This is a genomic window from Myroides fluvii, from assembly GCF_009792295.1.
GTDB lineage: Bacteria > Bacteroidota > Bacteroidia > Flavobacteriales > Flavobacteriaceae > Flavobacterium > Flavobacterium fluvii_A.
Genome location: NZ_CP039934.1, coordinates 520239 through 540878, shown reverse-complemented (window position 1 = coordinate 540878; position 20640 = coordinate 520239). Strand labels below are relative to the sequence as shown.

Here is a 20640-nt window from a genome sequence, read left to right as displayed (position 1 = left end):
TATTATTTGTTTTATGCTTAACTTTCCGCACCTAAAAATGGAAACAACCAAAATTCAGAGTTTATGAAAAAAAATACCTTGTTGCTATTCAGCTTATTTTCTCTGTGGGGAGTGAGCGTGAGTGCACAAACCGGAGAGATTCGCAAAAAGATTATTTCTACGTATGATAAAGTTAATGTAGAAGAATTGGAGGCTTTAGAAAAAGAGAGAATCCAAGAAAAGGAGTTTGCTTATAAAATGGCCAAAGAAAACAATAAGCCAATTTCAGGAGTGATGAAAGATGGTAGGGTGTTTTCTCTTCAGCGAATTAACGAAAATGGCACTTATATTTACTACGCAACGAGTAATGCAGGGAGTAGAAGAACAGCAAGGGTAGATGATGTAGCGCCAGGGGGAAGCCTAGGTTTAAACCTGGATGGAACAGGGATGCTTGTTGGAGTATGGGATGGTCAACCTGCTTTAGATACACATGTGGAGTTTCAAGCAGCAGCAGGGGGGAGTCGTATGACATTGAGAAAACCATTGCTGAATCTAGGGACAGCTAGTAATGATGAAAAAATTGCTTTTGAACGTGGACGTTCACATGCTACGCACGTGTCGGGAACTATTGCGGCTAAAGGAACAAATGCTTCGGCAAGAGGAATGGCGCCTGCAGCGCGTATCATTAGTTATGATTGGGATAGAGATACGGAATATATGCGTCGTGCTGCTCAGCAAGATGCTTTGTTGGTGTCGAATCACTCGTATGGATACCCTGCAGTTGACGATAACGGAAATGCAATGTTAGCAGTTTTGGATTTTGGTACGTATGATAGAAAGAGTGTAGATTTTGATAAAGTCATCTTTCAATTTAAATACTATCAACCTGTTGTGGCAGCAGGAAATGATAGAGATGATTATCGAATTATCAATCCAGGTAAAGGAGGGAATGACTTGTTGACAGGCACAGCTGTTTCTAAAAATGCAATTGTTGTTGCTGCAGTTGAACAAGTAGCAAGTTATACAGGGCCTAATAGTGTAAGAATGTCTGTGTTTAGTAATTTTGGCCCTACGAATGATTTTCGTATTAAACCTGATATCTCAGCGAAAGGAGTTTCAGTGCTTTCAAGTAATTATCAATTGCCAACACCTATAAATGGTGCACCTAGAAATAATTTGTACTCAAATTCAAGTGGAACATCTATGGCAGCACCTGCTGTTACTGGTGTAATTGCTTTATGGCAACAATGGGCAATGGAAAAGAATAACGAGGCATTTAAATCGGCAACGATCCGCGCATTAATGGTGCATACTGCGGATGAAGCTGGTGATGCTCCAGGTCCTGATCATAAATTTGGATGGGGATTGATTAACGCTAAAGGAGGTGTTCAAGTTCTAGAAGGAAGCAAAGTTAGTGGAGTTGTTCTAGAAGAAAATGTTTTAGCACAAGGAGCAACATTTGAAAAACAATTCTCTGTAGGTGAAGGAGGAATCAATATTATTGTTACAATGGCTTGGACGGATCCGGAGGGTGTTTATGTGGCTAATAATTCAAATGAAACGTACGCAAAGAACAATCCTTCTTTAGTGAATGATTTAGATTTGCGCGTTTTTAAAGACGGAGTAGAATATTTTCCATGGAGATTAAATAAAGATTTTAATAATCTAGTCGCTCAAAAAGGAGATAATAATGTAGATAATGTTGAGAAAATAGAAATTGAAGGAGCTGAAGCGGGAATTTATACGGTTAAAGTAACGCATAAAGGAACGTTGAACGGTGGAAATCAAGAATTTTCTATCATTATGAGTCGCAATGATTTCAATAATCTATCCACGGAGGAGTTTGAATTGAACGATTTGTCTTTCTCTATTTGGCCTAATCCTGTAGTGGATCAGTTGAATGTAACAATTCCGGAAGAGATTCAGGTGCAAGGGATGTCTATTCAAGTTTTTGATATGACAGGACGTTTGGTTAAAAATGTACCAACACTTACTTCAAACCAAGTGGAGTTAGATATGAAAGGGTTGTCTTCAGGGACCTATTTTGTAAAGATAAAAGGCAATGGCGTTGATAAAACAGAACGCATTGTAAAGAAATAAGACAATAGTATATTGTTTTTGTATAAAAAGGAGAGCTTAGGCTCTCCTTTTTTTTCTCCTTATATATAGGAGAGATAAACCCCTCCTTTTCCTTTATTTTTACAGCAGCCTTCTTTTTTCTGATTAAAAACAAAGGGTTTCTCTTTAGGTTCTTTTTAGGTGCCTGTTCATTTAGCTCGAGAGTTCTTCGACTTTCCTTGGAGTATCCTAGGAAAAAGGGTGTTTTTGTCGAGGGAATGTCCAAGGAAAGTCCACTGAAAGTCGATTTTAGTCAAAGTACCCTTAAACTAAACTTCAACTGAACCCTATATAAAGTAGAACACGAACACTTTTTTTTTAGCTATTCAGCGAGTTGTACCCCGATTTTAGCATTATTTTTCTTTTCTCCTCTATATAGGTATGGGAGCTAAAAAAAGCTAAATGTTTGAAAATGAATACAAAACCAAAATTCCTTGAAAAGTGCTCAAAAAAGAGATAAAGCATCGTTTTGGTTCAAGATTGGTAGTTGAGACTGTTTAGAGGTAAAAATACAGTAAACGCCTAAAAAAAGTTTCAGCTGTAAAAGGTAGCATAATAGCGAGTTGCGAATAAAGGTGTAAAATCATTGCAAAAAAAGCAACAAATAATTTGGAAGTGGCAAAAAAGGTGCTACTTTTGCATCCGCATTAAACAAGCAGACGTTCATAGAAAAGCAGAGGAAAAGACGACAGATTAGTTCAGAAATATTTTTAAAAAATAAATTTGGATTAATGAAATAAAGAGTCTTATCTTTGCAGTCCGCTTCAGTAAACACTGAGGATTGGCAAAAAGGGAAGAAAAATTTTTTCTCAAAAAGTTTTGCCAGTTCAAATAAAGTTTTTACTTTTGCACTCGCTTTAGTAACCGACTGGTTGACGAGGGATACAGAAAAAAAATCAAATTTTTTTTTGTCAAATCGAAAAAGTTGATTACTTTTGCACTCGCTTCGAAAATCAAGTAGTAGCGAGATTGAAACACGATCATAGACATATTGGACAACAGCATACAAAATAAAGAGAGTAAGGTGATTTTAGGATCACGAATAAACTAGCTAACTTTTTACAATATTAAAAATATACGATGAAGAGTTTGATCCTGGCTCAGGATGAACGCTAGCGGCAGGCCTAACACATGCAAGTCGAGGGGTATAGAGAGCTTGCTTTCTAGAGACCGGCGGATGGGTGAGTAACGCGTATGCAACCTACCTTTCACAGAGGAATAGCCCGGAGAAATTCGGATTAATGCTTCATGGTTTAATTGGATGGCATCATTTGATTAATAAAGATTTATCGGTGAAAGATGGGCATGCGTATCATTAGCTAGTTGGTGTGGTAACGGCATACCAAGGCGACGATGATTAGGGGTCCTGAGAGGGAGATCCCCCACACTGGTACTGAGACACGGACCAGACTCCTACGGGAGGCAGCAGTGAGGAATATTGGTCAATGGAGGCAACTCTGAACCAGCCATGCCGCGTGCAGGATGACGGTCCTATGGATTGTAAACTGCTTTTGTACGGGAAGAAATGTATCTACGTGTAGATATTTGACGGTACCGTAAGAATAAGGATCGGCTAACTCCGTGCCAGCAGCCGCGGTAATACGGAGGATCCGAGCGTTATCCGGAATTATTGGGTTTAAAGGGTTCGTAGGCGGTTTAGTAAGTCAGTGGTGAAATCTTACAGCTTAACTGTAAAATTGCCGTTGATACTGCTAGACTTGAATAGTATGGAAGTAATTAGAATATGTAGTGTAGCGGTGAAATGCTTAGATATTACATGGAATACCAATTGCGAAGGCAGATTACTACATACTTATTGACGCTGATGAACGAAAGCGTGGGTAGCGAACAGGATTAGATACCCTGGTAGTCCACGCCGTAAACGATGGATACTAGCTGTTCGGTTTTCGGACTGAGTGGCTAAGCGAAAGTGATAAGTATCCCACCTGGGGAGTACGTTCGCAAGAATGAAACTCAAAGGAATTGACGGGGGCCCGCACAAGCGGTGGAGCATGTGGTTTAATTCGATGATACGCGAGGAACCTTACCAGGGCTTAAATGTAGATTGACAGGTTTAGAGATAGACTTTCCTTCGGGCAATTTACAAGGTGCTGCATGGTTGTCGTCAGCTCGTGCCGTGAGGTGTCAGGTTAAGTCCTATAACGAGCGCAACCCCTATTGTTAGTTGCCAGCGGGTCATGCCGGGAACTCTAACAAGACTGCCGGTGCAAACCGCGAGGAAGGTGGGGATGACGTCAAATCATCACGGCCCTTACGTCCTGGGCTACACACGTGCTACAATGGCCAGTACAGAAAGCAGCTACCAGGCAACTGGATGCGAATCTCAAAAACTGGTCTCAGTTCGGATTGGAGTCTGCAACTCGACTCCATGAAGCTGGAATCGCTAGTAATCGGATATCAGCCATGATCCGGTGAATACGTTCCCGGGCCTTGTACACACCGCCCGTCAAGCCATGGAAGCCGGGGGTACCTGAAGTCGGTCGCCGCAAGGAGCTGCCTAGGGTAAAACTGGTAACTAGGGCTAAGTCGTAACAAGGTAGCCGTACCGGAAGGTGCGGCTGGAACACCTCCTTTCTAGAGAAAAAAAGAGGTTGGTTTATTTACTCTCGCTGTTTGTTCAAATATAAAATAAGTAATATACAGAGTCTCGTAGCTCAGCTGGTTAGAGTACTACACTGATAATGTAGGGGTCGGCAGTTCGAGTCTGCCCGGGACTACTAAGTATTACAAAGGAAATTCTAGAGGTTAGTTAAACCGTTGAAAGTTACTGTTAACCGTAAACTGTTAGCTGTTGACCGATAAAAACGGGGGATTAGCTCAGCTGGCTAGAGCGCCTGCCTTGCACGCAGGAGGTCATCGGTTCGACTCCGATATTCTCCACTAGGACTACGGTCCAAAACGATCATTGACATATTGTAACGACAAATACAGTTAGATAGTAATTTAATATTATTATTTAATAAAAATTTTATAGAAAGTACGATTCGAAAGAATTGTAAGCACATAAGCAAAATAAGGGCGTATGGGGAATGCCTAGGCTCTCAGAGGCGAGGAAGGACGTGATAAGCTGCGAAAAGCTACGGGGATTGGCACACACGATTTGATCCGTAGATATCCGAATGGGGCAACCCACTATGTTGAAGACATAGTATCCGAATAGGAGGCGAACCTGCTGAACTGAAACATCTAAGTAGGCAGAGGAGAAGAAAACAAAAGTGATTCCGCTAGTAGTGGCGAGCGAACGCGGAATAGCCCAAACCAATGTTGTTACGGCAATATTGGGGTTGTAGGACCACGACATTTCTTGCGGATTGAATTAGAATTACCTGGAAAGGTAAACCGAAGAGGGTGATAGTCCCGTATAAGTAAGAGAAGATAAGGATAGTGGTATCCTGAGTAGGTCGGGGCACGTGAAACCCTGATTGAAACTGGCGGGACCATCCGCTAAGGCTAAATACTCCTGAGAGACCGATAGTGAACCAGTACCGTGAGGGAAAGGTGAAAAGAACCGTGAATAACGGAGTGAAATAGATCCTGAAACCATACGCCTACAAGCGGTCGGAGCCCCTTTGTGGGGTGACGGCGTGCCTTTTGCATAATGAGCCTACGAGTTACCGTTGCTGGCAAGGATAAGTGATTAAGTCATGGATCCGTAGCGAAAGCGAGTCTTAATAGGGCGCTTTAGTCAGTAGTGGTAGACGCGAAACCGTGTGATCTACCCATGGGCAGGTTGAAGTTTAGGTAACACTAAATGGAGGACCGAACCGTTTAACGCTGAAAAGTTTTCGGATGACCTGTGGGTAGGGGTGAAAGGCCAATCAAACTCGGAAATAGCTCGTACTCCCCGAAATGCATTTAGGTGCAGCGATGATCATAGTTACTTAGAGGTAGAGCTACTGATTGGATGCGGGGGCTTCACCGCCTACCAATTCCTGACAAACTCCGAATGCTAATTAATGATAATCATCAGTGAGGGCATGGGTGCTAAGGTCCATGTCCGAGAGGGAAAGAACCCAGACCATCAGCTAAGGTCCCCAAATGTATACTAAGTTGAAAAAACGCGGTTTGATTGCCCAGACAGCTAGGATGTTGGCTTGGAAGCAGCCATTCATTTAAAGAGTGCGTAACAGCTCACTAGTCGAGCGATCGAGCATGGATAATAATCGGGCATAAGTATACTACCGAAGCTATGGATTTACGTTTTAAACGTGAGTGGTAGGGGAGCATTCTATCGACGTAGAAGCCGTACTGTGAGGTATGGTGGAGTTTATAGAAAAGAAAATGTAGGCATAAGTAACGATAAGGGGTGCGAGAAACACCCCCGCCGTAAGACTAAGGTTTCCTGAGCTATGCTAATCAGCTTAGGGTTAGTCGGGACCTAAGGCACACCCGAAGGGGGACGTCGATGGCCAACGGGTTAATATTCCCGTACTACTAATAATTGTGATGGAGTGACACAGTGATGAAAGCACCGCGAACTGACGGAATAGTTCGTTGAAGCACGTACCTATATCAGCTATAGTAAAATGCGTAGTTGATGGAGAAATGCGATAGTACTCAGCGTTTTCGAACAACGAGATAGTGTGCCTAAGGGCTGTCAAGAAAAGCTTCTAAACTTAGATTATTAGTACCCGTACCGTAAACCGACACAGGTAGTCGAGGAGAGTATCCTAAGGCGCTCGAGAGATTCATGGCTAAGGAACTAGGCAAAATAGACCTGTAACTTCGGGAGAAAGGTCGCCAGCGCAAGCTGGCCGCAGTGAAAAGGTCCAGGCGACTGTTTATCAAAAACACAGGGCTCTGCAAAATCGTAAGATGAGGTATAGGGCCTGACACCTGCCCGGTGCTGGAAGGTTAAGAGGAGATGTTATTCGCAAGAAGAAGCATTGAATTGAAGCCCCAGTAAACGGCGGCCGTAACTATAACGGTCCTAAGGTAGCGAAATTCCTTGTCGGGTAAGTTCCGACCTGCACGAATGGTGTAACGATCTGGACACTGTCTCAGCCATGAGCTCGGTGAAATTGTAGTATCGGTGAAGATGCCGATTACCCGCAGTGGGACGAAAAGACCCTGTGCACCTTTACTATAGCTTAGTATTGTTCTTGGATAAGTGATGTGTAGGATAGGTGGGAGACTTCGATCCTGCGTCGCCAGGCGTAGGTTAGTCATTGTTGAAATACCACCCTTTGCTTATTTGAGATCTAACTCTGCGTTGCAGAGGACATTGCTTGGTGGGTAGTTTGACTGGGGTGGTCGCCTCCAAAAGAGTAACGGAGGCTTCTAAAGGTTCCCTCAGCACGCTTGGTAACCGTGCGTAGAGTGCAATGGCATAAGGGAGCTTGACTGGGAGACTAACAAGTCGATCAGGTACGAAAGTAGAGCATAGTGATCCGGTGGTTCCGCATGGAAGGGCCATCGCTCAAAGGATAAAAGGTACGCCGGGGATAACAGGCTGATCTCCCCCAAGAGCTCATATCGACGGGGGGGTTTGGCACCTCGATGTCGGCTCGTCACATCCTGGGGCTGGAGAAGGTCCCAAGGGTTGGGCTGTTCGCCCATTAAAGTGGCACGCGAGCTGGGTTCAGAACGTCGTGAGACAGTTCGGTCTCTATCTACTGTGGGCGTTAGAAATTTGAGTGGATCTGATTCTAGTACGAGAGGACCGAATTGGACCAACCTCTAGTGCATCTGTTGTCTCGCCAGGGGCATCGCAGAGTAGCTACGTTGGGCAGGGATAAGCGCTGAAAGCATATAAGTGCGAAACCCACCACAAGATGAGATTTCTTTAAAGGGCCGTTGAAGATGACAACGTTGATAGGCTATAGATGTAAAGGCAGTAATGTCATAGTCGAGTAGTACTAATAGTCCGTAAGCTTATGTGTATCTCCCTCTACCTTGTGTAGAGGGAGGGCAACTTTCTAAAAAAAGTAAGTATTTGTTACGTTATAATATACAATATTAGTTATAGGATCCTATAAGGGAATTTATAACAACCGCTTTAGGGTGGTTATTGCGGCGGGGCTCACCTCTTTCCATTTCGAACAGAGAAGTTAAGCCCGCTAGCGCAGATGGTACTGCCTCACGGTGGGAGAGTATGTCGTCGCCCTTCTTTTAAAAAGCCTGATTACGTTAGTAGTCAGGCTTTTTTGTTTTATGCTTTTTTGTGGGTTGTGGGTTGATTGTTGTGAAGATGGTCGATTAAAAACGGTTCTCCTTATTTAAGAGATGTTCAAACAACCAACGACAAGCGACAAACCCCTCTCACCCTCTCACCTTATTTAAAAGGAAAGCCTCTCTTATTTAGAGAATATTCAAACAACCAACGACAAACAACACCATACAACTCATCAACTCATCAACTCATCAACTCATCCTCTCATCTTATTTAAAAGGAAAGTCTCTCTTATTTAGGAAAGTTCAAACAACCAACGACAAACACCATACAACTCACCTTCTCATCTGTTCATAAAAAAATCACTCATTTAATGTAACGTTTTTGTAATTTGCATACTAACTAGTTAAATAGACAATAACACATTTTTCATGAGACGTTTACTTCTTATTATTTGCCTTTTTCTTTCTTCTTTTACTGTGGTAAAAGCTCAAGATAACTTGGATAAATCAATTCTTTGGGAAATATCAGGTAACGGTTTAGCAGGATCATCTTATGTATTGGGAACCTTTCATCTAGTTTGTGAAGAGGATTTACACCTGGCTGATAAAGTCTTAGCAGTGGTTGAATCTGTAGATCAAATTGCTTTAGAGGTGAATTTAGCTGATATTGATGAACTAATGAGTATGCAAAGCCTGATGATGTCTACCGTTTCTCTTTCTTCTCAATTAACTGAAAAAGAGCAAATTGAATTTCGCGATTTGTTGCAGTATAAGTATGCTCTTGATTTGGATGTGGTCGATCATTTTCAACCTATTGTTTTAATGGGAATGCTAGCCATGAAAGATGTGCCTTGTCCGGTAAAGGGCTACGATATGGAAATTTTGAATTTAGGACTGCGTAAGAATAAACCTATTTTAGGCTTAGAGCATTTTAAAGATCAAATCGAAATGACCAATCGCATTTATACTGCTAAAGAAATTCTGACTCAATTGCGATCAGAAGAGGATGGAGAAGCAAATTTTAGTACGATGCTAGACGCTTTTAAACAAGAAGATATCGAGCGCTTGTATCGCATAGCAACAGAGCCAGCATCTTTATCTGAGGAAGGAAAGATTGTGTTGTTGGACAATCGCAATCGTGCGTGGGTAGAAAAAATGGGGGATCTTATGCCAAGAGAACGCATTTTATTTGCTGTGGGGGCTGGACATTTAGCTGGGAATAAGGGAGTTATACAATTATTAAAAAATGCGGGTTATCAAGTAAAAGCAGTTTTAAACTAGTGTTTTGTGCAGAATAAGTTAGAAAAAGAATTTTTGGAACGGATTAACGAGCATAAAGGTATCTTATTTAAGGTGGCTAAGCTGTATATGGATACAAAGGACGATCAAGAAGATTTGTATCAAGAAATGGTTTGTCAATTGTGGAAATCTTATGCAAGCTTTAAAGGTAATAGTCAGTTTTCTACTTGGATGTATCGCGTTTCTTTGAATACAGCGATTACTTATTTTAAAAGGGATAGTAAAAGATCCGAGCATACTAATTCCTTAGGTTTAGCTGAACATCAACTGCGTAATGAGGAAAGTGATTGGGAAATTGAGCGTCAAATAGAGTATCTCTATAAGGCAATTCACGAACTAAACGATGTAGAGAAGGCCTTGATTTTTCTTTATTTGGAAGGTTTTTCTCATGATGAGATTGGACAAAATCTTGGTATTTCTGAAGGAAATGCACGGGTGAAATTAAATCGAACAAAAAATAAATTACAAGAAATTATTAAAGTAAAGGGCTATGAATTTTGATGACATAAAAAAATCTTGGGATACTCAGAACGTGAGCATACCTAATTTGACAGCAGAATCTTTGGTTTCGTCTATTGATCGTCTACCCTTAGATCGCATTCGGAAAAATGCACGGAAAGATATTTTCTTGCAAACAGTAAGTATTATTGGTATTGCTTTTTTTCCTCAGCTATATGCCATGCCGGAAGAAAATAGACTCATTTTTTATGTGGTTTATTTGCTATTTGCTTTTGTGTCTTTTTATTATATCATAAAAATGGTTTTGTTCTATCGTACCTCTAGTACATTTGATATGAATTCAAGGGATAGTTTGTACGAAGTATATTTTAACGCGCGTATGTATGTGCAGTTGTATGAGAATTTCTGTTGTTCTATTGCGCCTTTTGTTATCTTTTTTATCCCCTTTTTTATGGGATTCACCTTAGATAAAATGGGACGACTATTTACTAATGTTGGATTTGTACTTTATTTTGTGGGCCTTTGCTTCTTCGTTTTTTTTGTTTGTAAATTTTGGATTAACCGATTATATGGTAGATACCTCAAACAAATAAAGGAATCACTCGATCAATTTAAGGCAACAGAGTAATATTTTTTGCGCATAACTAATAAAGAGAACATGATGAAAATTATGCAAGCCTCATTTAGTAGAAGAGCTATCATTCGCTTTGCATGTAAGTTATTTCTCGTGGGAATGTTACTAGGTGCCTATGTTGCTTATAAACAGAATGAGGTAAAAAATAAAACGTCCTATTGTGCTTAGGACGTTTTATTTTTTATAGATTTTAAGTGATGGTGGCGGTTATATAAATTTCATTTTCTGAATTCTCACTGCATTTAGGATGGCGAGTAGGGCAACCCCAACATCGGCAAAAACAGCTTCCCACATGGTGGCAATTCCTCCAGCACCTAAGATGAGTACAATAATTTTCACCACTAAGGCTAAGGTAATATTCTGAATAACGATTTTGCGTGTTTCTTTACCAATGTGAATAGCAGTGGCTATTTTAGAGGGTTGATCCGTTTGAATAACGACATCTGCTGTTTCAATGGCCGCATCACTACCTAAACCACCCATGGCAATTCCTACATCACTTAAAGCGAGTACGGGTGCATCATTAATTCCATCTCCTACAAAGGCAATAGCACTCGTCGGATTGTCTTTCTTCAGTTGTTCTACTTGTTCTACTTTCCCTTCAGGTAATAGTCCACCCATTGCAAAATCAATCCCCGTTTCTTTGGCTACTTTTTGGGTGATTGTATCTTTATCGCCACTCAACATAATTGTTTTTTGGACCCCCATGGATTTCATCAATCGAATCGCGTCTTTGGCGTCTACTTTAATTTGATCCGCAATGGTAATATAACCTGCATATTGATTATCAATAGCAACAACTACAATACTTTCAACGATTGCATCGATTGCTGTTGGATATGCAATATGATGTTGCGATAATAAAGCGGTATTTCCCACTAGTATTTCTTGATTATTGATAATTCCTGCTAGACCTTTACCAGATATTTCTCTTACGTTTTCCGCTACTAGTGAAGTGGGATAAGCTTCAACAATAGCTTTGGCAATAGGATGCGTTGATTGTTTTTCAATCGCAGCTACGAATTGTACGAATTGCTCCTCTGGCCAAGTTGTTTCTACCTTTTGAACTTTAAAAACCCCTTCTGTCAGCGTTCCGGTTTTATCCATGACAACAAGATCTAGTTTGGCCATTAGCTCTAAGAAATTCGATCCTTTAAATAAGATACCGTTGCGCGAAGCAGCTCCGATTCCACCAAAATAACCTAGTGGAACAGAAATAACTAAAGCACATGGACAAGAAATTACCAAGAATACCAGGGCTCTTTCTAGCCATTGAGCGAAGACATAAGCATCACCTAAAAAGAAGTAAGGAACAAAGGTCAATAATACCGCTAAAAAGAATACAATAGGTGTATAGACTTTAGCAAATTTTCGAATATACAATTCTGTTGGCGCTTTACGCGCACTAGCTTCCTGTACCATTTCTAGGATTTTAGCCAACGAACTGTCTTGGTATAATTTAGTGGTACGAATTTCAATGACTTGTTCTAAATTGATCATCCCTGTTAGAACCGTTTCTCCTTTTCTATAGCTAGAAGGTTTACTTTCTCCTGTTAGGGCAGCGGTATTAAAACTTCCTTTATCAGATAATAGCTCTCCGTCTAATGGGATTTTTTCTCCCACTTTAACCTGAATGCGTTCACCTAGTTGTACTTCTTCTGGATTAACTACGGTAAAGGCGTTATTTCTAAATACACTTGCCTCATTTGGACGGATATCCAGTAAAGCCTTAATGTTGCCCTTTGCTTTGTTTACTGCTGATTCTTGAAATATTTCCCCAATGGTGTAGAATAACATAACAGCCACGGCTTCGGGATATTCTCCAATAGCAAAAGCTCCTAAAGTAGCAATTCCCATTAAAGAGAATTCATTAAAAAAATCTTTTTTTAAGATGAGGGAGAATGCTTCTTTGAGGACAGGGAATCCCACAGGAACATAAGCAGCCAAATACCATAAAATGCGCAGTGTAGGATTTCCTACGAACCATTCGGCTTTGAGTATATTAGCAAAGAGTACGCCCAAAAAGAACATCACAATACTAAAACCAATGGCGTATTTGCTATTCATCTCCCCGTGGTTGTGATCGTGGTCGTCGTGACTGTGATCATGACCTTCGTGATTGTGATTGGAGGTTGGTTTTTTGTTGAATTCAAGTTTTGAATTACAGCAACTGTCTTTATCTTGATGTATCATAACTATTTATATTTATTCTATATACAAAGTTAAGTACTTCTGTACAATATAAATAGAGGGGCATCAAGTTTGCAACACTGCTACATTGGTTAACAGTTAACGGCTGACAGTTAACGGCTGACAGTTAACGGTTCTTTGTAAACGGTTCTTTGTAAACGGTTAACTGTAAACGGTTCTTTGTAAACGGTTAACTGTAAACTGTAAACTGTAAACTGTAAACTGTAAACTGTTAACCGTTTTCCACATATTTCTTTTTAAAAATATACATCAAAGGAAAACTTCGACAACACATCCAAACGGCGAAGGCAATCCAAACGCTGTATAGTTGGAATCCGAAATAATCGAGGAGGAGGAGGGTAGGAAGAAAGCCACAAAAAGTAGCAAAGATCAAGTTGTTTCTCAGGAATTTTGCATCGCCCATTCCCTTAAAAATACCATCGTAAATATACGCGAGTGAATTGATGGGTTGTACCAATAGAATAATCCAAAACACCGAAGTAAAAACGCGGATTACGTCAGGGTCTTGATTAAAGAGCAATCCAATCTGTTCGTAAAAAACAAAGCAAATTGCAATGAGAATAATGGAAATGACAATTGCATATCGACTGATAGCCTTACTCATTTTCCACATGAGCGTATAGTTCTTTTCCCCCAATAGTTTACCTGCCATGGCATTTCCAGCAGTGGCATATCCATCAATAAAAAAAGAGAAAAACAACCAAATATTCATCAAGATACTTTGAGCAGCGATAAAGCTTTTCCCATAACCCGTTGCATAAGCATTGGCTAAGTAGATGGCAACATTCAAGGTTGCTGTTCGAATAATAAAATTAAAGCTCATGATGATAAAGGGCTTCAATGTCGGGTTGATATTTTTACTGATACGCATCGTAAAAGGCGTGTATTTGAAGAAGTAGTAAAAGGCCATACCAAGCATAACCGTTTGAGCCACTACGCTAGCATAGGCAGCGCCTTTGATGTGATAAGCCGGGATGAAACCTTCTATTCCATAGACTAAAATATAGGTAAGAACAACATTTAACGCAGCTCCTGTTAGACTACATTTCATGGCCCAAATCGTATTTTGTAACCCTCTAAAAACCCCATATAAGGCAAAGGTGATTAAGGTTAATGGAAAACCCCAAGCGCGAATTAAATAGTATTCTTTAGCGTAGTTAAGTAGTAATCCCTCAGCATTATAGGCAGTGAAAATTTCGTGTACAAAAAAGGTGGTTGTCAGGAATAAAAAAAGACTCAAAGCAAAGTTGAAGAGAATAGCCTGTGGGATCAAGGTTTTGATTACCGTTAATCGATTTGATCCATAATGTTGAGATACCGTAGCAGAGAGTGATGTTTTGGTTTGAGCCACAACCCAGATAATAGCAGATAAGAATGAACCGACTAATCCTACGGCTCCTAAGGCCTCCACACTATTTTCTTTTAAATTTCCCACAATAGCAATATCGGTTAGTGTAATGATCGATTCCGATATTCCAGAAAAAATGGCGGGTATAGCGAGTTTATTGATTCCTTTGAAAGAGATAGACGAGTCCATTTACTTAGCTTGTTTTACGAAGTAAGCAAAGGTCGGCAAAAAGAAAGAGCAAAAAAAATGTTCCCAACCAAGAGTTGGTTGGGAACATCTTATAAAAAAAAATTAATTGAATGATTAAAAACGCATCCCTACACCAAAACCAATCAACATAGGGTCAATTTTTACTTTAGCAGGAAGATCTAATTGTGTTCCTTTAGGATTTAAGTTTGTAGCATCAACTGTTACGTCTGTTTTCAAGAATAATTTTTTGAAGTCAACGTTGATAAAGAACTTATCCGTGATGTCAATATCAAATCCGAATTGGTATCCCCAACCAAATTTATTATCATAAGAAATAGCTTTAGCATCCCCTGATTTTTCGTTATAGAAGATGGTGTAGTTTACCCCAACCCCAACATACGGTTTGAAGTTATTGGTTACAGGATAGTGGTATTGTACCATTAATGTAGGAGGTAATAACCATACGCTTCCTAAATCTACATTCGCACTAGAAGCTCCATCAATAGCAGTTAAATCAGAACCTAAAGTACCAACTGTGTGTCTTGAAGTACCCAAGATTAATTCTGCAGCGATGTTTTCTGTAAAGAAATACGTAAAGTCAAGCTCTGGAATGAAGTTGTTGTTCACATCGATTTGTCCTCCAATAGTTCCAATTTCCGCTCTGTTGTGAGGAATTACACCAACACCACGTAGGCGTACTTGCCATTTGTACGATTCTTTCTCGTTTGTAGGTGTTTCTTGAGCAGTAGCCGTGTTACCCATTAATAAAACAGCTCCTAATAATGATAGAAATAGCTTTTTCATAGTTATCTGTATTACAATTATACTTTAACAAATGTATCTATTTTTTTAATATAAAAACATGATTTTTATCATTGTGTTATGTTTTTGTTTGGATAAACTTCTAATCTTGTTGGGAATTTGTTTTATTTAAGATAATTTATTATATTTATAGGTAAGACTAAAAAACATGAAGAAAACAATCGTTTTAGGTGCTTCTTTGAAAGAAGAGCGCTATTCGAATCAGGCGATTCGAATGCTACGCGAATATGGTCATCCTGTCGTAGCTCATGGTTTGAGAGCAGGACAAGTCATGGATGTAGATATTCAAACAGAACTGAAGATGTATGCCGATATAGATACGGTTTCCCTCTATTTGAATCCGCAAAGACAAGAAGAATTTTACGACTATATTATTCAACTAAAACCCAATCGCGTAATTTTTAATCCTGGAACGGAAAATTCTGATTTTTACAAGCGATTAATTCGTCATAACATTGGGTATGAAGAAGCGTGTACGTTAGTACTTCTACGCACGAATCAGTTTTGATTTAGCGCTGATACAAAGTAATAGGATAAAGGTAATCAGCGCATTGACTAGGATTAATTCATTGTCAAAAACATAGCCATTCAACAAATCAGTTGCCTTGTTGCTAAACCACAGGGTGGCAAAAGGGGAAATCAAACAAATGTAAGGGACTAATTTGTCTTTCACTTGGCGATTTTTAAATAGAATGGCAAAGCTGAATAATCCCAATAGTGGACCGTACGTATAAGAAGCAATCTTAAAAATCATACTGACAACTGAAGCGTCATTGATCGCATTGAACAGGATAATGACTAAAAACATCAAGATAGAAAATCCAAAGTGCACTAGTTTTCTTCTCCATACATTAGCTGGATTGTCTTTGTTTTTATCCATGTGTAAGAAATCAATGCAGAAGGAAGTTGTTAAAGCTGTCAAAGCTGAATCTGTCGTGGCAAAAGTAGCTGCTGTTAGTCCCAATAAAAAGATAAGCGCGGGAATCGTGGATAAGTGATTGAATGCTATCTCTGGAAATAGTAAATCCGTACGTGGTTTTTGCGTTACGGCGTCTAAGGGCACTTCAATACCTTGGTTGTTTGCGTAAATATACAGGAGGGCACCAATTCCCAAGAAAAGAAGATTGATAATAACGAATATTCCTGTAAACGAATACATGTTTTTTTGGGCTTCTTTGATGTTTTTACAACTTAAATTCTTTTGCATTAAATCCTGATCCAAACCAACCATGGCAATGGTAACGAATATACCTCCCAAGAATTGTTTGATAAAGTGATAGCGGCTACCCATAAAATCCTCAAAGAAAAATATTTTGGAATAGTTGCTGTTTTTAACCTCTTCAAATGCCTGAATAGCTGATAAATCCAATTGGTGACAGATGAAAATAATCGTCAAGATAACAGAGGATACTAAGAAAAAGGTTTGTAGTGAATCGGTGATAATAATTGTTTTCAAACCTCCTTTATACGTATAAGCGTAGATGAGCAAGAGCGCAATTAGTACCGTTGCAAAAAAGGGAACGCCAAAGTAATCAAACACATAGCGCTGTAAAACAATCACTACGAGGTAGAGGCGAAAGGCTGAGCCGATTGTTCTACTGAGTAAGAAAATAGAAGCCGCACTTTTGTAGCTATAAAGGCCTAATTTCTTTTCGATGTAGGTATAAATAGAAACTAAATTATACTTGTAATACAAGGGGAGTAGTACGGCAGCTGTGATAATAAAACCAACAGCATTTCCCAAGATGAACTGAAAATACTTGAACTGTTCTCCATTGGGAGAACCTACTTCGCCAGGAACTGAGATAAAAGTAACCCCAGAGAGGGCGGTGCCAATCATTCCAAAGGCAACTAAATACCATTTCGCATTTTTGTTTGCACTAAAAAAAGCATCATTGCTACTGTCCTTTTTACTCGTTAACTGAGAAATACCAATGAGTATTCCAAAGTAGATAGCGATAATGATGATGATAGTGATCGGTGTCATAGTGCACGTATTATTAGGTCATTCAAGAAAATCAAAAGTAAGTAAATTTTGTGTATTCGCTCTTATGGTCTAGTATTAAATAGCGAAAGAACTTAGGTCATCTGCGGTGTTTTATACGTAAGAAAAGAAGGGATTCACCGATTGCATAGGGGAGAAATATGGAAAATAGTTGTATATTTCATATCTTTGCCCCCATGGATTTTCCTTCAAAATTATTAGAAAAAGCAGTAGAAGAAATTTCTCAACTGCCTGGAATTGGCAAGCGTACGGCTTTGCGATTGGCTTTGCATTTATTAAAACAACCGGAAGAACAAACGTCTCGTTTGGTTGTGGCATTGGATAAGATGCGCCGTGAAATTGGTTATTGTACAAGTTGTCACAATATTTCTGATGCAGCAAGTTGTGAAATTTGCTCTAATCCGTCTCGCGATCATCAAGTTATCTGTGTGGTGGAGGATGTGCGCGATGTAATGGCTTTGGAAAATACGCAATTGTTCAAGGGAATATACCACGTGTTAGGAGGAAAAATATCTCCTATTGACGGGGTTGGACCTAGTCAACTGAATATCCAATCTTTAGTGGAAAAAGTGAAAAGTGGAACTGTAAAAGAGTTGATTTTTGCTTTGAGCTCTACGATGGATGGGGATACGACTAACTTCTATATTTATAAGCAAATCAAAGATTGTGACGTGATTACCTCAACTATTGCAAGAGGAATTGCCGTCGGTGATGAGTTAGAATATGCGGATGAAGTTACTTTAGGGCGCAGTTTAGTTCATCGTGTTCCTTTTGAAAGTGCATTTAAAGCGATTTAAATATCCTTTTTAATTTTTTATGTTTTTTGTAAGACGAATAGAATGAGAATGATAGGCTCGTTATGTGTTTTCGTCTAGGTTCGCTATTCTTTTTTATTTGTATAAATTATAAATTACGCTAAAATTATTGTTAGGCTTGTCTAATTTTGTAATTTTGCATATCTAAACAAGAAGAGAGAATGAATTTATCGGATTTAAAATTAGGGAATAAAGGTATTATAAAGGGAATTGCAAAAGAGTGCCCTAAAGAAGTACATCAGCGATTTCTCGATTTAGGATTTGTGGCAGGTGCTACAATTGCTGTGCATAGCATTAGTCCCTTAAAAGATCCGGTAGCTTATTCTATTTACAATACAATTATCTCGCTGCGCAGGGAAGATGCACAAATGGTGTTGTTGGAGACAGCGTTATAATTTAGAAGAAAGGAAAGGATATGACGACACATTCAGCCTGTGACTTATGTGATTTAAATAAAGCGGCCGATTTAAAAAAATTGGGAAGCCTATCGGGCAAATACGATTATGCGATTGCTTTGGCAGGAAATCCCAATACAGGAAAAAGCACCTTATTTAATGCACTTACAGGACTTAAACAGCATACAGGAAACTGGCCTGGAAAAACAGTAACTCGAGCAGAAGGGAGTTTTTCCTATGGAGATCAAACCTATCGATTAGTTGATTTACCTGGAACCTATTCTTTGATGTCTACTTCAGAGGACGAAGAGGTAGCACGGGATTACATTTTATTTGGAGAGCCTGATGTGACCGTAGTTGTTGTTGATGCCGGAAGATTGGAACGCCATTTGAGTTTAGTCATTCAAATTCAAGAGATAACCACAAAAGTAGTGGTTTGTTTGAATCTAATGGATGAAGCGAAACGCCATGGGGTAGAAATTGATGTGCGAGGGTTGTCTCGCGATCTCGGTGTTCCCGTAATTCCAACATCAGCGAGAAATAAAGAGGGCATCACTGATCTCTTACATGCTATTGATCAAGTTGCGACTGGAAAATTTGTAGCGGAGCAAAAGAATATAACGGGGATTACTGGTGCATCGAGAAAAGCAGTTCAGGATGTAGCGGCGGATTTAAATACTTTAGATGCCAATTTGCCTAGCGTATCGTGGATTGCCATGCGTTTGATTCAGCAAGATGCCAGTATTCAAACAGCTTTAGCTAGTGGAACCTTATCTCCACTTATAACGGAAAAACAAGTGGAACCCCTTGTAGCAAAAGCAAAAAAATATAATGAAACCCTTGGACTAGATTATTCCGATAATGTCGCCAGTGCTATTTTTGCACAAGTTTCTAAAATAGTAAAAGGACGTGTTCAAGCAGATGAAAATCAACGGGCTTTCCGAATTGATCGTATGATTGATCGGGTGGTAACGAGTAAAAGCTTGGGATTTCCACTAATGCTTTTATTACTTGGCGGTGTACTTTGGTTGACGATCGTCGGATCAAATTATCCTTCTAGTGCTTTGTCTTATTTGCTTTTGGATCAACTGTATCCCTTTTTAAAGGAAGGAGCGATTCACCTGAATTTCCCTTGGTGGTTGTCCGGTTTTTTAATTGATGGTATATACTTAGCAACGGCTTGGGTGATTGCAGTAATGTTACCTCCCATGGCAATCTTTTTTCCTTTATTTACACTGTTAGAGGACTTTGGATATTTACCTCGAGTTGCTTTTAACCTGGATCGAATTTTTAAAGGAGCAGGCGCTCATGGCAAACAAGCTTTGACCATGAGTATGGGATTTGGTTGTAATGCCGCCGGTGTTGTTGCTACGCGAATTATAAATAGCCCACGTGAGAAGTTAATTGCAATTATAACCAATAACTTTTCGCTGTGTAATGGACGTTGGCCGACGCAAATTTTGATGGCAACTATTTTTATCGGTGCGCTAGTACCCAAATATATGGCACCTACAGTTTCTACTTTAGCAGTAGTTGGCATTGTCGTTTTGGGTATTTCCTTCACGTTTTTTACCTCGTGGTTACTGTCAAAAACGATGTTAAAAGGAGAAGCTTCGTTTTTCACGTTAGAATTACCGCCTTATCGCCCTCCAAGAGTATGGCAAACGGTTTATACGTCTTTGATTGATCGAACCTTAATTGTACTTTGGCGTGCTGTTGTTTTTGCAGCACCTGCTGGAGCGCTTATTTGGTTGGTTTGTAATATTGACATTGCAGATAAAAGCATAGCCTTATGGATGATTGAAGGGATGAATCCTTTTGCAGTAATTATTGGATTAAACGGGGTGATCCTATTGGCATATATTGTAGCCATTCCAGCTAATGAGATTGTGATTCCCACGATTTTAATGCTCACGGCTATGGTATTGGGTGATGCCACGTTGGGGGAAGGAGCAGGAGTGATGTTTGAGGTTTCAGATGGAGAGATTGCCACGATACTACAAATGGCTGGCTGGACAACCTTAACGGGAGTCAACCTCATGCTGTTTAGTTTGTTGCATAATCCGTGTAGTACAACTATCTATACCATTTACAAAGAAACGCATAGCGTAAAGTGGACCACAGTGGCTTCTGTTTTGCCTATTGTATTTGGATTAATTGTTTGTTTTATGGTTACCCAAATTTGGCAGTTATTCACTTAAGGAAAGACAATAAATAAAAAAGTCGAGTAA

At 39.6% G+C, this 20640-nt stretch carries 13 protein-coding genes, 2 tRNA genes and 3 rRNA genes; 14 read left to right on the top strand and 4 right to left on the bottom strand.

What is annotated here, in order from left to right; all coding sequences use genetic code 11:
• Positions 1 to 63: 63 nt before the first annotated feature.
• The 10 genes from FBR08_RS02555 to FBR08_RS16720 all read left to right on the top strand — a co-directional run bounded on the left by FBR08_RS02555 (position 64) and on the right by FBR08_RS16720 (position 10792).
• Positions 64 to 2079 (top strand): S8 family serine peptidase, encoded by a 2016-nt coding sequence (locus tag FBR08_RS02555; RefSeq protein WP_158961263.1) that lies wholly within the window; start codon positions 64 to 66, stop codon positions 2077 to 2079.
• Between the two features lie 1095 nt (positions 2080 to 3174).
• Positions 3175 to 4692 (top strand): 16S ribosomal RNA (locus FBR08_RS02550).
• A 69-nt stretch (positions 4693 to 4761) separates the two neighbouring features.
• Positions 4762 to 4835 (top strand) — tRNA-Ile (locus FBR08_RS02545).
• A gap of 89 nt (positions 4836 to 4924) precedes the next feature.
• Positions 4925 to 4998: transfer RNA gene (locus tag FBR08_RS02540), tRNA-Ala, on the top strand.
• A 121-nt stretch (positions 4999 to 5119) separates the two neighbouring features.
• Positions 5120 to 8000: ribosomal RNA gene (locus tag FBR08_RS02535) — 23S ribosomal RNA — on the top strand.
• A 117-nt stretch (positions 8001 to 8117) separates the two neighbouring features.
• Positions 8118 to 8227: ribosomal RNA gene (rrf, locus tag FBR08_RS02530) — 5S ribosomal RNA — on the top strand.
• The 16S, 23S and 5S rRNA genes sit together here with 2 tRNA genes alongside, the layout of an rRNA operon.
• Positions 8228 to 8661: 434 nt before the next feature.
• Positions 8662 to 9513 (top strand): TraB/GumN family protein, encoded by an 852-nt coding sequence (locus tag FBR08_RS02525; protein ID WP_158961262.1) that lies wholly within the window; start codon positions 8662 to 8664, stop codon positions 9511 to 9513.
• Positions 9514 to 9594: 81 nt separating this feature from the next.
• Positions 9595 to 10032, top strand: a complete 438-nt coding sequence (locus FBR08_RS02520) for an RNA polymerase sigma factor (protein ID WP_394350557.1) — start codon at positions 9595 to 9597, stop codon at positions 10030 to 10032.
• A complete protein-coding gene (locus tag FBR08_RS02515) occupies positions 10022 to 10618 on the top strand; it encodes a hypothetical protein (RefSeq protein ID WP_158961260.1) in 597 nt (198 codons plus the stop codon). The genes FBR08_RS02520 and FBR08_RS02515 overlap by 11 nt, the downstream gene beginning before the upstream one ends.
• Before the next feature lie 30 nt (positions 10619 to 10648).
• Complete coding sequence (locus FBR08_RS16720; RefSeq protein ID WP_199268621.1) at positions 10649 to 10792, top strand: hypothetical protein; 144 nt, start codon at positions 10649 to 10651, stop codon at positions 10790 to 10792.
• A 39-nt stretch (positions 10793 to 10831) separates the two neighbouring features.
• Here the strand turns inward: FBR08_RS16720 and FBR08_RS02510 are convergent, their stop codons facing one another.
• From FBR08_RS02510 to FBR08_RS02500, 3 genes are all read right to left on the bottom strand, one after another.
• Positions 10832 to 12817 carry a heavy metal translocating P-type ATPase gene (locus FBR08_RS02510; RefSeq protein WP_158961259.1) on the bottom strand — a complete coding sequence of 662 codons (1986 nt, stop codon included), beginning with the start codon at positions 12815 to 12817 and terminating at the stop codon, positions 10832 to 10834.
• Positions 12818 to 13046: 229 nt separating this feature from the next.
• Positions 13047 to 14372, bottom strand: a complete 1326-nt coding sequence (locus tag FBR08_RS02505; protein ID WP_158961258.1) for an MATE family efflux transporter — start codon at positions 14370 to 14372, stop codon at positions 13047 to 13049.
• Positions 14373 to 14486: 114 nt separating this feature from the next.
• Entirely contained in the window at positions 14487 to 15176 is a 690-nt protein-coding gene (locus FBR08_RS02500) for an OmpW/AlkL family protein (RefSeq protein WP_158961257.1), read from the bottom strand.
• 166 nt (positions 15177 to 15342) lie between these two features.
• Here FBR08_RS02500 and FBR08_RS02495 point away from each other — a divergent pair, with 166 nt between their 5' ends.
• Entirely contained in the window at positions 15343 to 15702 is a 360-nt protein-coding gene (locus tag FBR08_RS02495) for a CoA-binding protein (RefSeq protein WP_158961256.1), read from the top strand.
• Here FBR08_RS02495 and FBR08_RS02490 read toward each other — a convergent pair.
• Positions 15682 to 17181 carry a sodium:solute symporter gene (locus FBR08_RS02490; RefSeq protein ID WP_158961255.1) on the bottom strand — a complete coding sequence of 500 codons (1500 nt, stop codon included), beginning with the start codon at positions 17179 to 17181 and terminating at the stop codon, positions 15682 to 15684. The genes FBR08_RS02495 and FBR08_RS02490 overlap by 21 nt on opposite strands.
• A 194-nt stretch (positions 17182 to 17375) precedes the next feature.
• On the opposite strand from FBR08_RS02490, the gene recR reads away from it, so the two are divergent.
• The 3 genes from recR to feoB all read left to right on the top strand — a co-directional run bounded on the left by recR (position 17376) and on the right by feoB (position 20610).
• The gene (gene recR / locus FBR08_RS02485; protein ID WP_158964139.1) at positions 17376 to 17996 is read left to right on the top strand and encodes a recombination mediator RecR; all 621 of its coding nucleotides are present in this window, start codon (positions 17376 to 17378) and stop codon (positions 17994 to 17996) included.
• A 179-nt stretch (positions 17997 to 18175) separates the two neighbouring features.
• Positions 18176 to 18409 (top strand): FeoA family protein, encoded by a 234-nt coding sequence (locus FBR08_RS02480; protein WP_158961254.1) that lies wholly within the window; start codon positions 18176 to 18178, stop codon positions 18407 to 18409.
• 20 nt (positions 18410 to 18429) lie between these two features.
• Entirely contained in the window at positions 18430 to 20610 is a 2181-nt protein-coding gene (gene feoB / locus FBR08_RS02475; RefSeq protein ID WP_158961253.1) for a ferrous iron transport protein B, read from the top strand.
• Positions 20611 to 20640: the final 30 nt, after the last annotated feature.

Bases quoted from the DNA above. Each gene is read 5' to 3' on its own strand.
- FBR08_RS02555 (WP_158961263.1), top strand. From the start codon at position 64: ATGAAAAAAAATACCTTGTTGCTATTCAGCTTATTTTCTCTGTGGGGA.
- FBR08_RS02525 (WP_158961262.1), top strand. From the start codon at position 8,662: ATGAGACGTTTACTTCTTATTATTTGCCTTTTTCTTTCTTCTTTTACT.
- FBR08_RS02515 (WP_158961260.1), top strand. From the start codon at position 10,022: ATGAATTTTGATGACATAAAAAAATCTTGGGATACTCAGAACGTGAGC.
- FBR08_RS16720 (WP_199268621.1), top strand. From the start codon at position 10,649: ATGATGAAAATTATGCAAGCCTCATTTAGTAGAAGAGCTATCATTCGC.
- FBR08_RS02510 (WP_158961259.1), bottom strand. From the start codon at position 12,817: ATGATACATCAAGATAAAGACAGTTGCTGTAATTCAAAACTTGAATTC.
- FBR08_RS02505 (WP_158961258.1), bottom strand. From the start codon at position 14,372: ATGGACTCGTCTATCTCTTTCAAAGGAATCAATAAACTCGCTATACCC.
- FBR08_RS02500 (WP_158961257.1), bottom strand. From the start codon at position 15,176: ATGAAAAAGCTATTTCTATCATTATTAGGAGCTGTTTTATTAATGGGT.
- FBR08_RS02495 (WP_158961256.1), top strand. From the start codon at position 15,343: ATGAAGAAAACAATCGTTTTAGGTGCTTCTTTGAAAGAAGAGCGCTAT.
- FBR08_RS02490 (WP_158961255.1), bottom strand. From the start codon at position 17,181: ATGACACCGATCACTATCATCATCATTATCGCTATCTACTTTGGAATA.
- recR (WP_158964139.1), top strand. From the start codon at position 17,376: ATGGATTTTCCTTCAAAATTATTAGAAAAAGCAGTAGAAGAAATTTCT.
- FBR08_RS02480 (WP_158961254.1), top strand. From the start codon at position 18,176: ATGAATTTATCGGATTTAAAATTAGGGAATAAAGGTATTATAAAGGGA.
- feoB (WP_158961253.1), top strand. From the start codon at position 18,430: ATGACGACACATTCAGCCTGTGACTTATGTGATTTAAATAAAGCGGCC.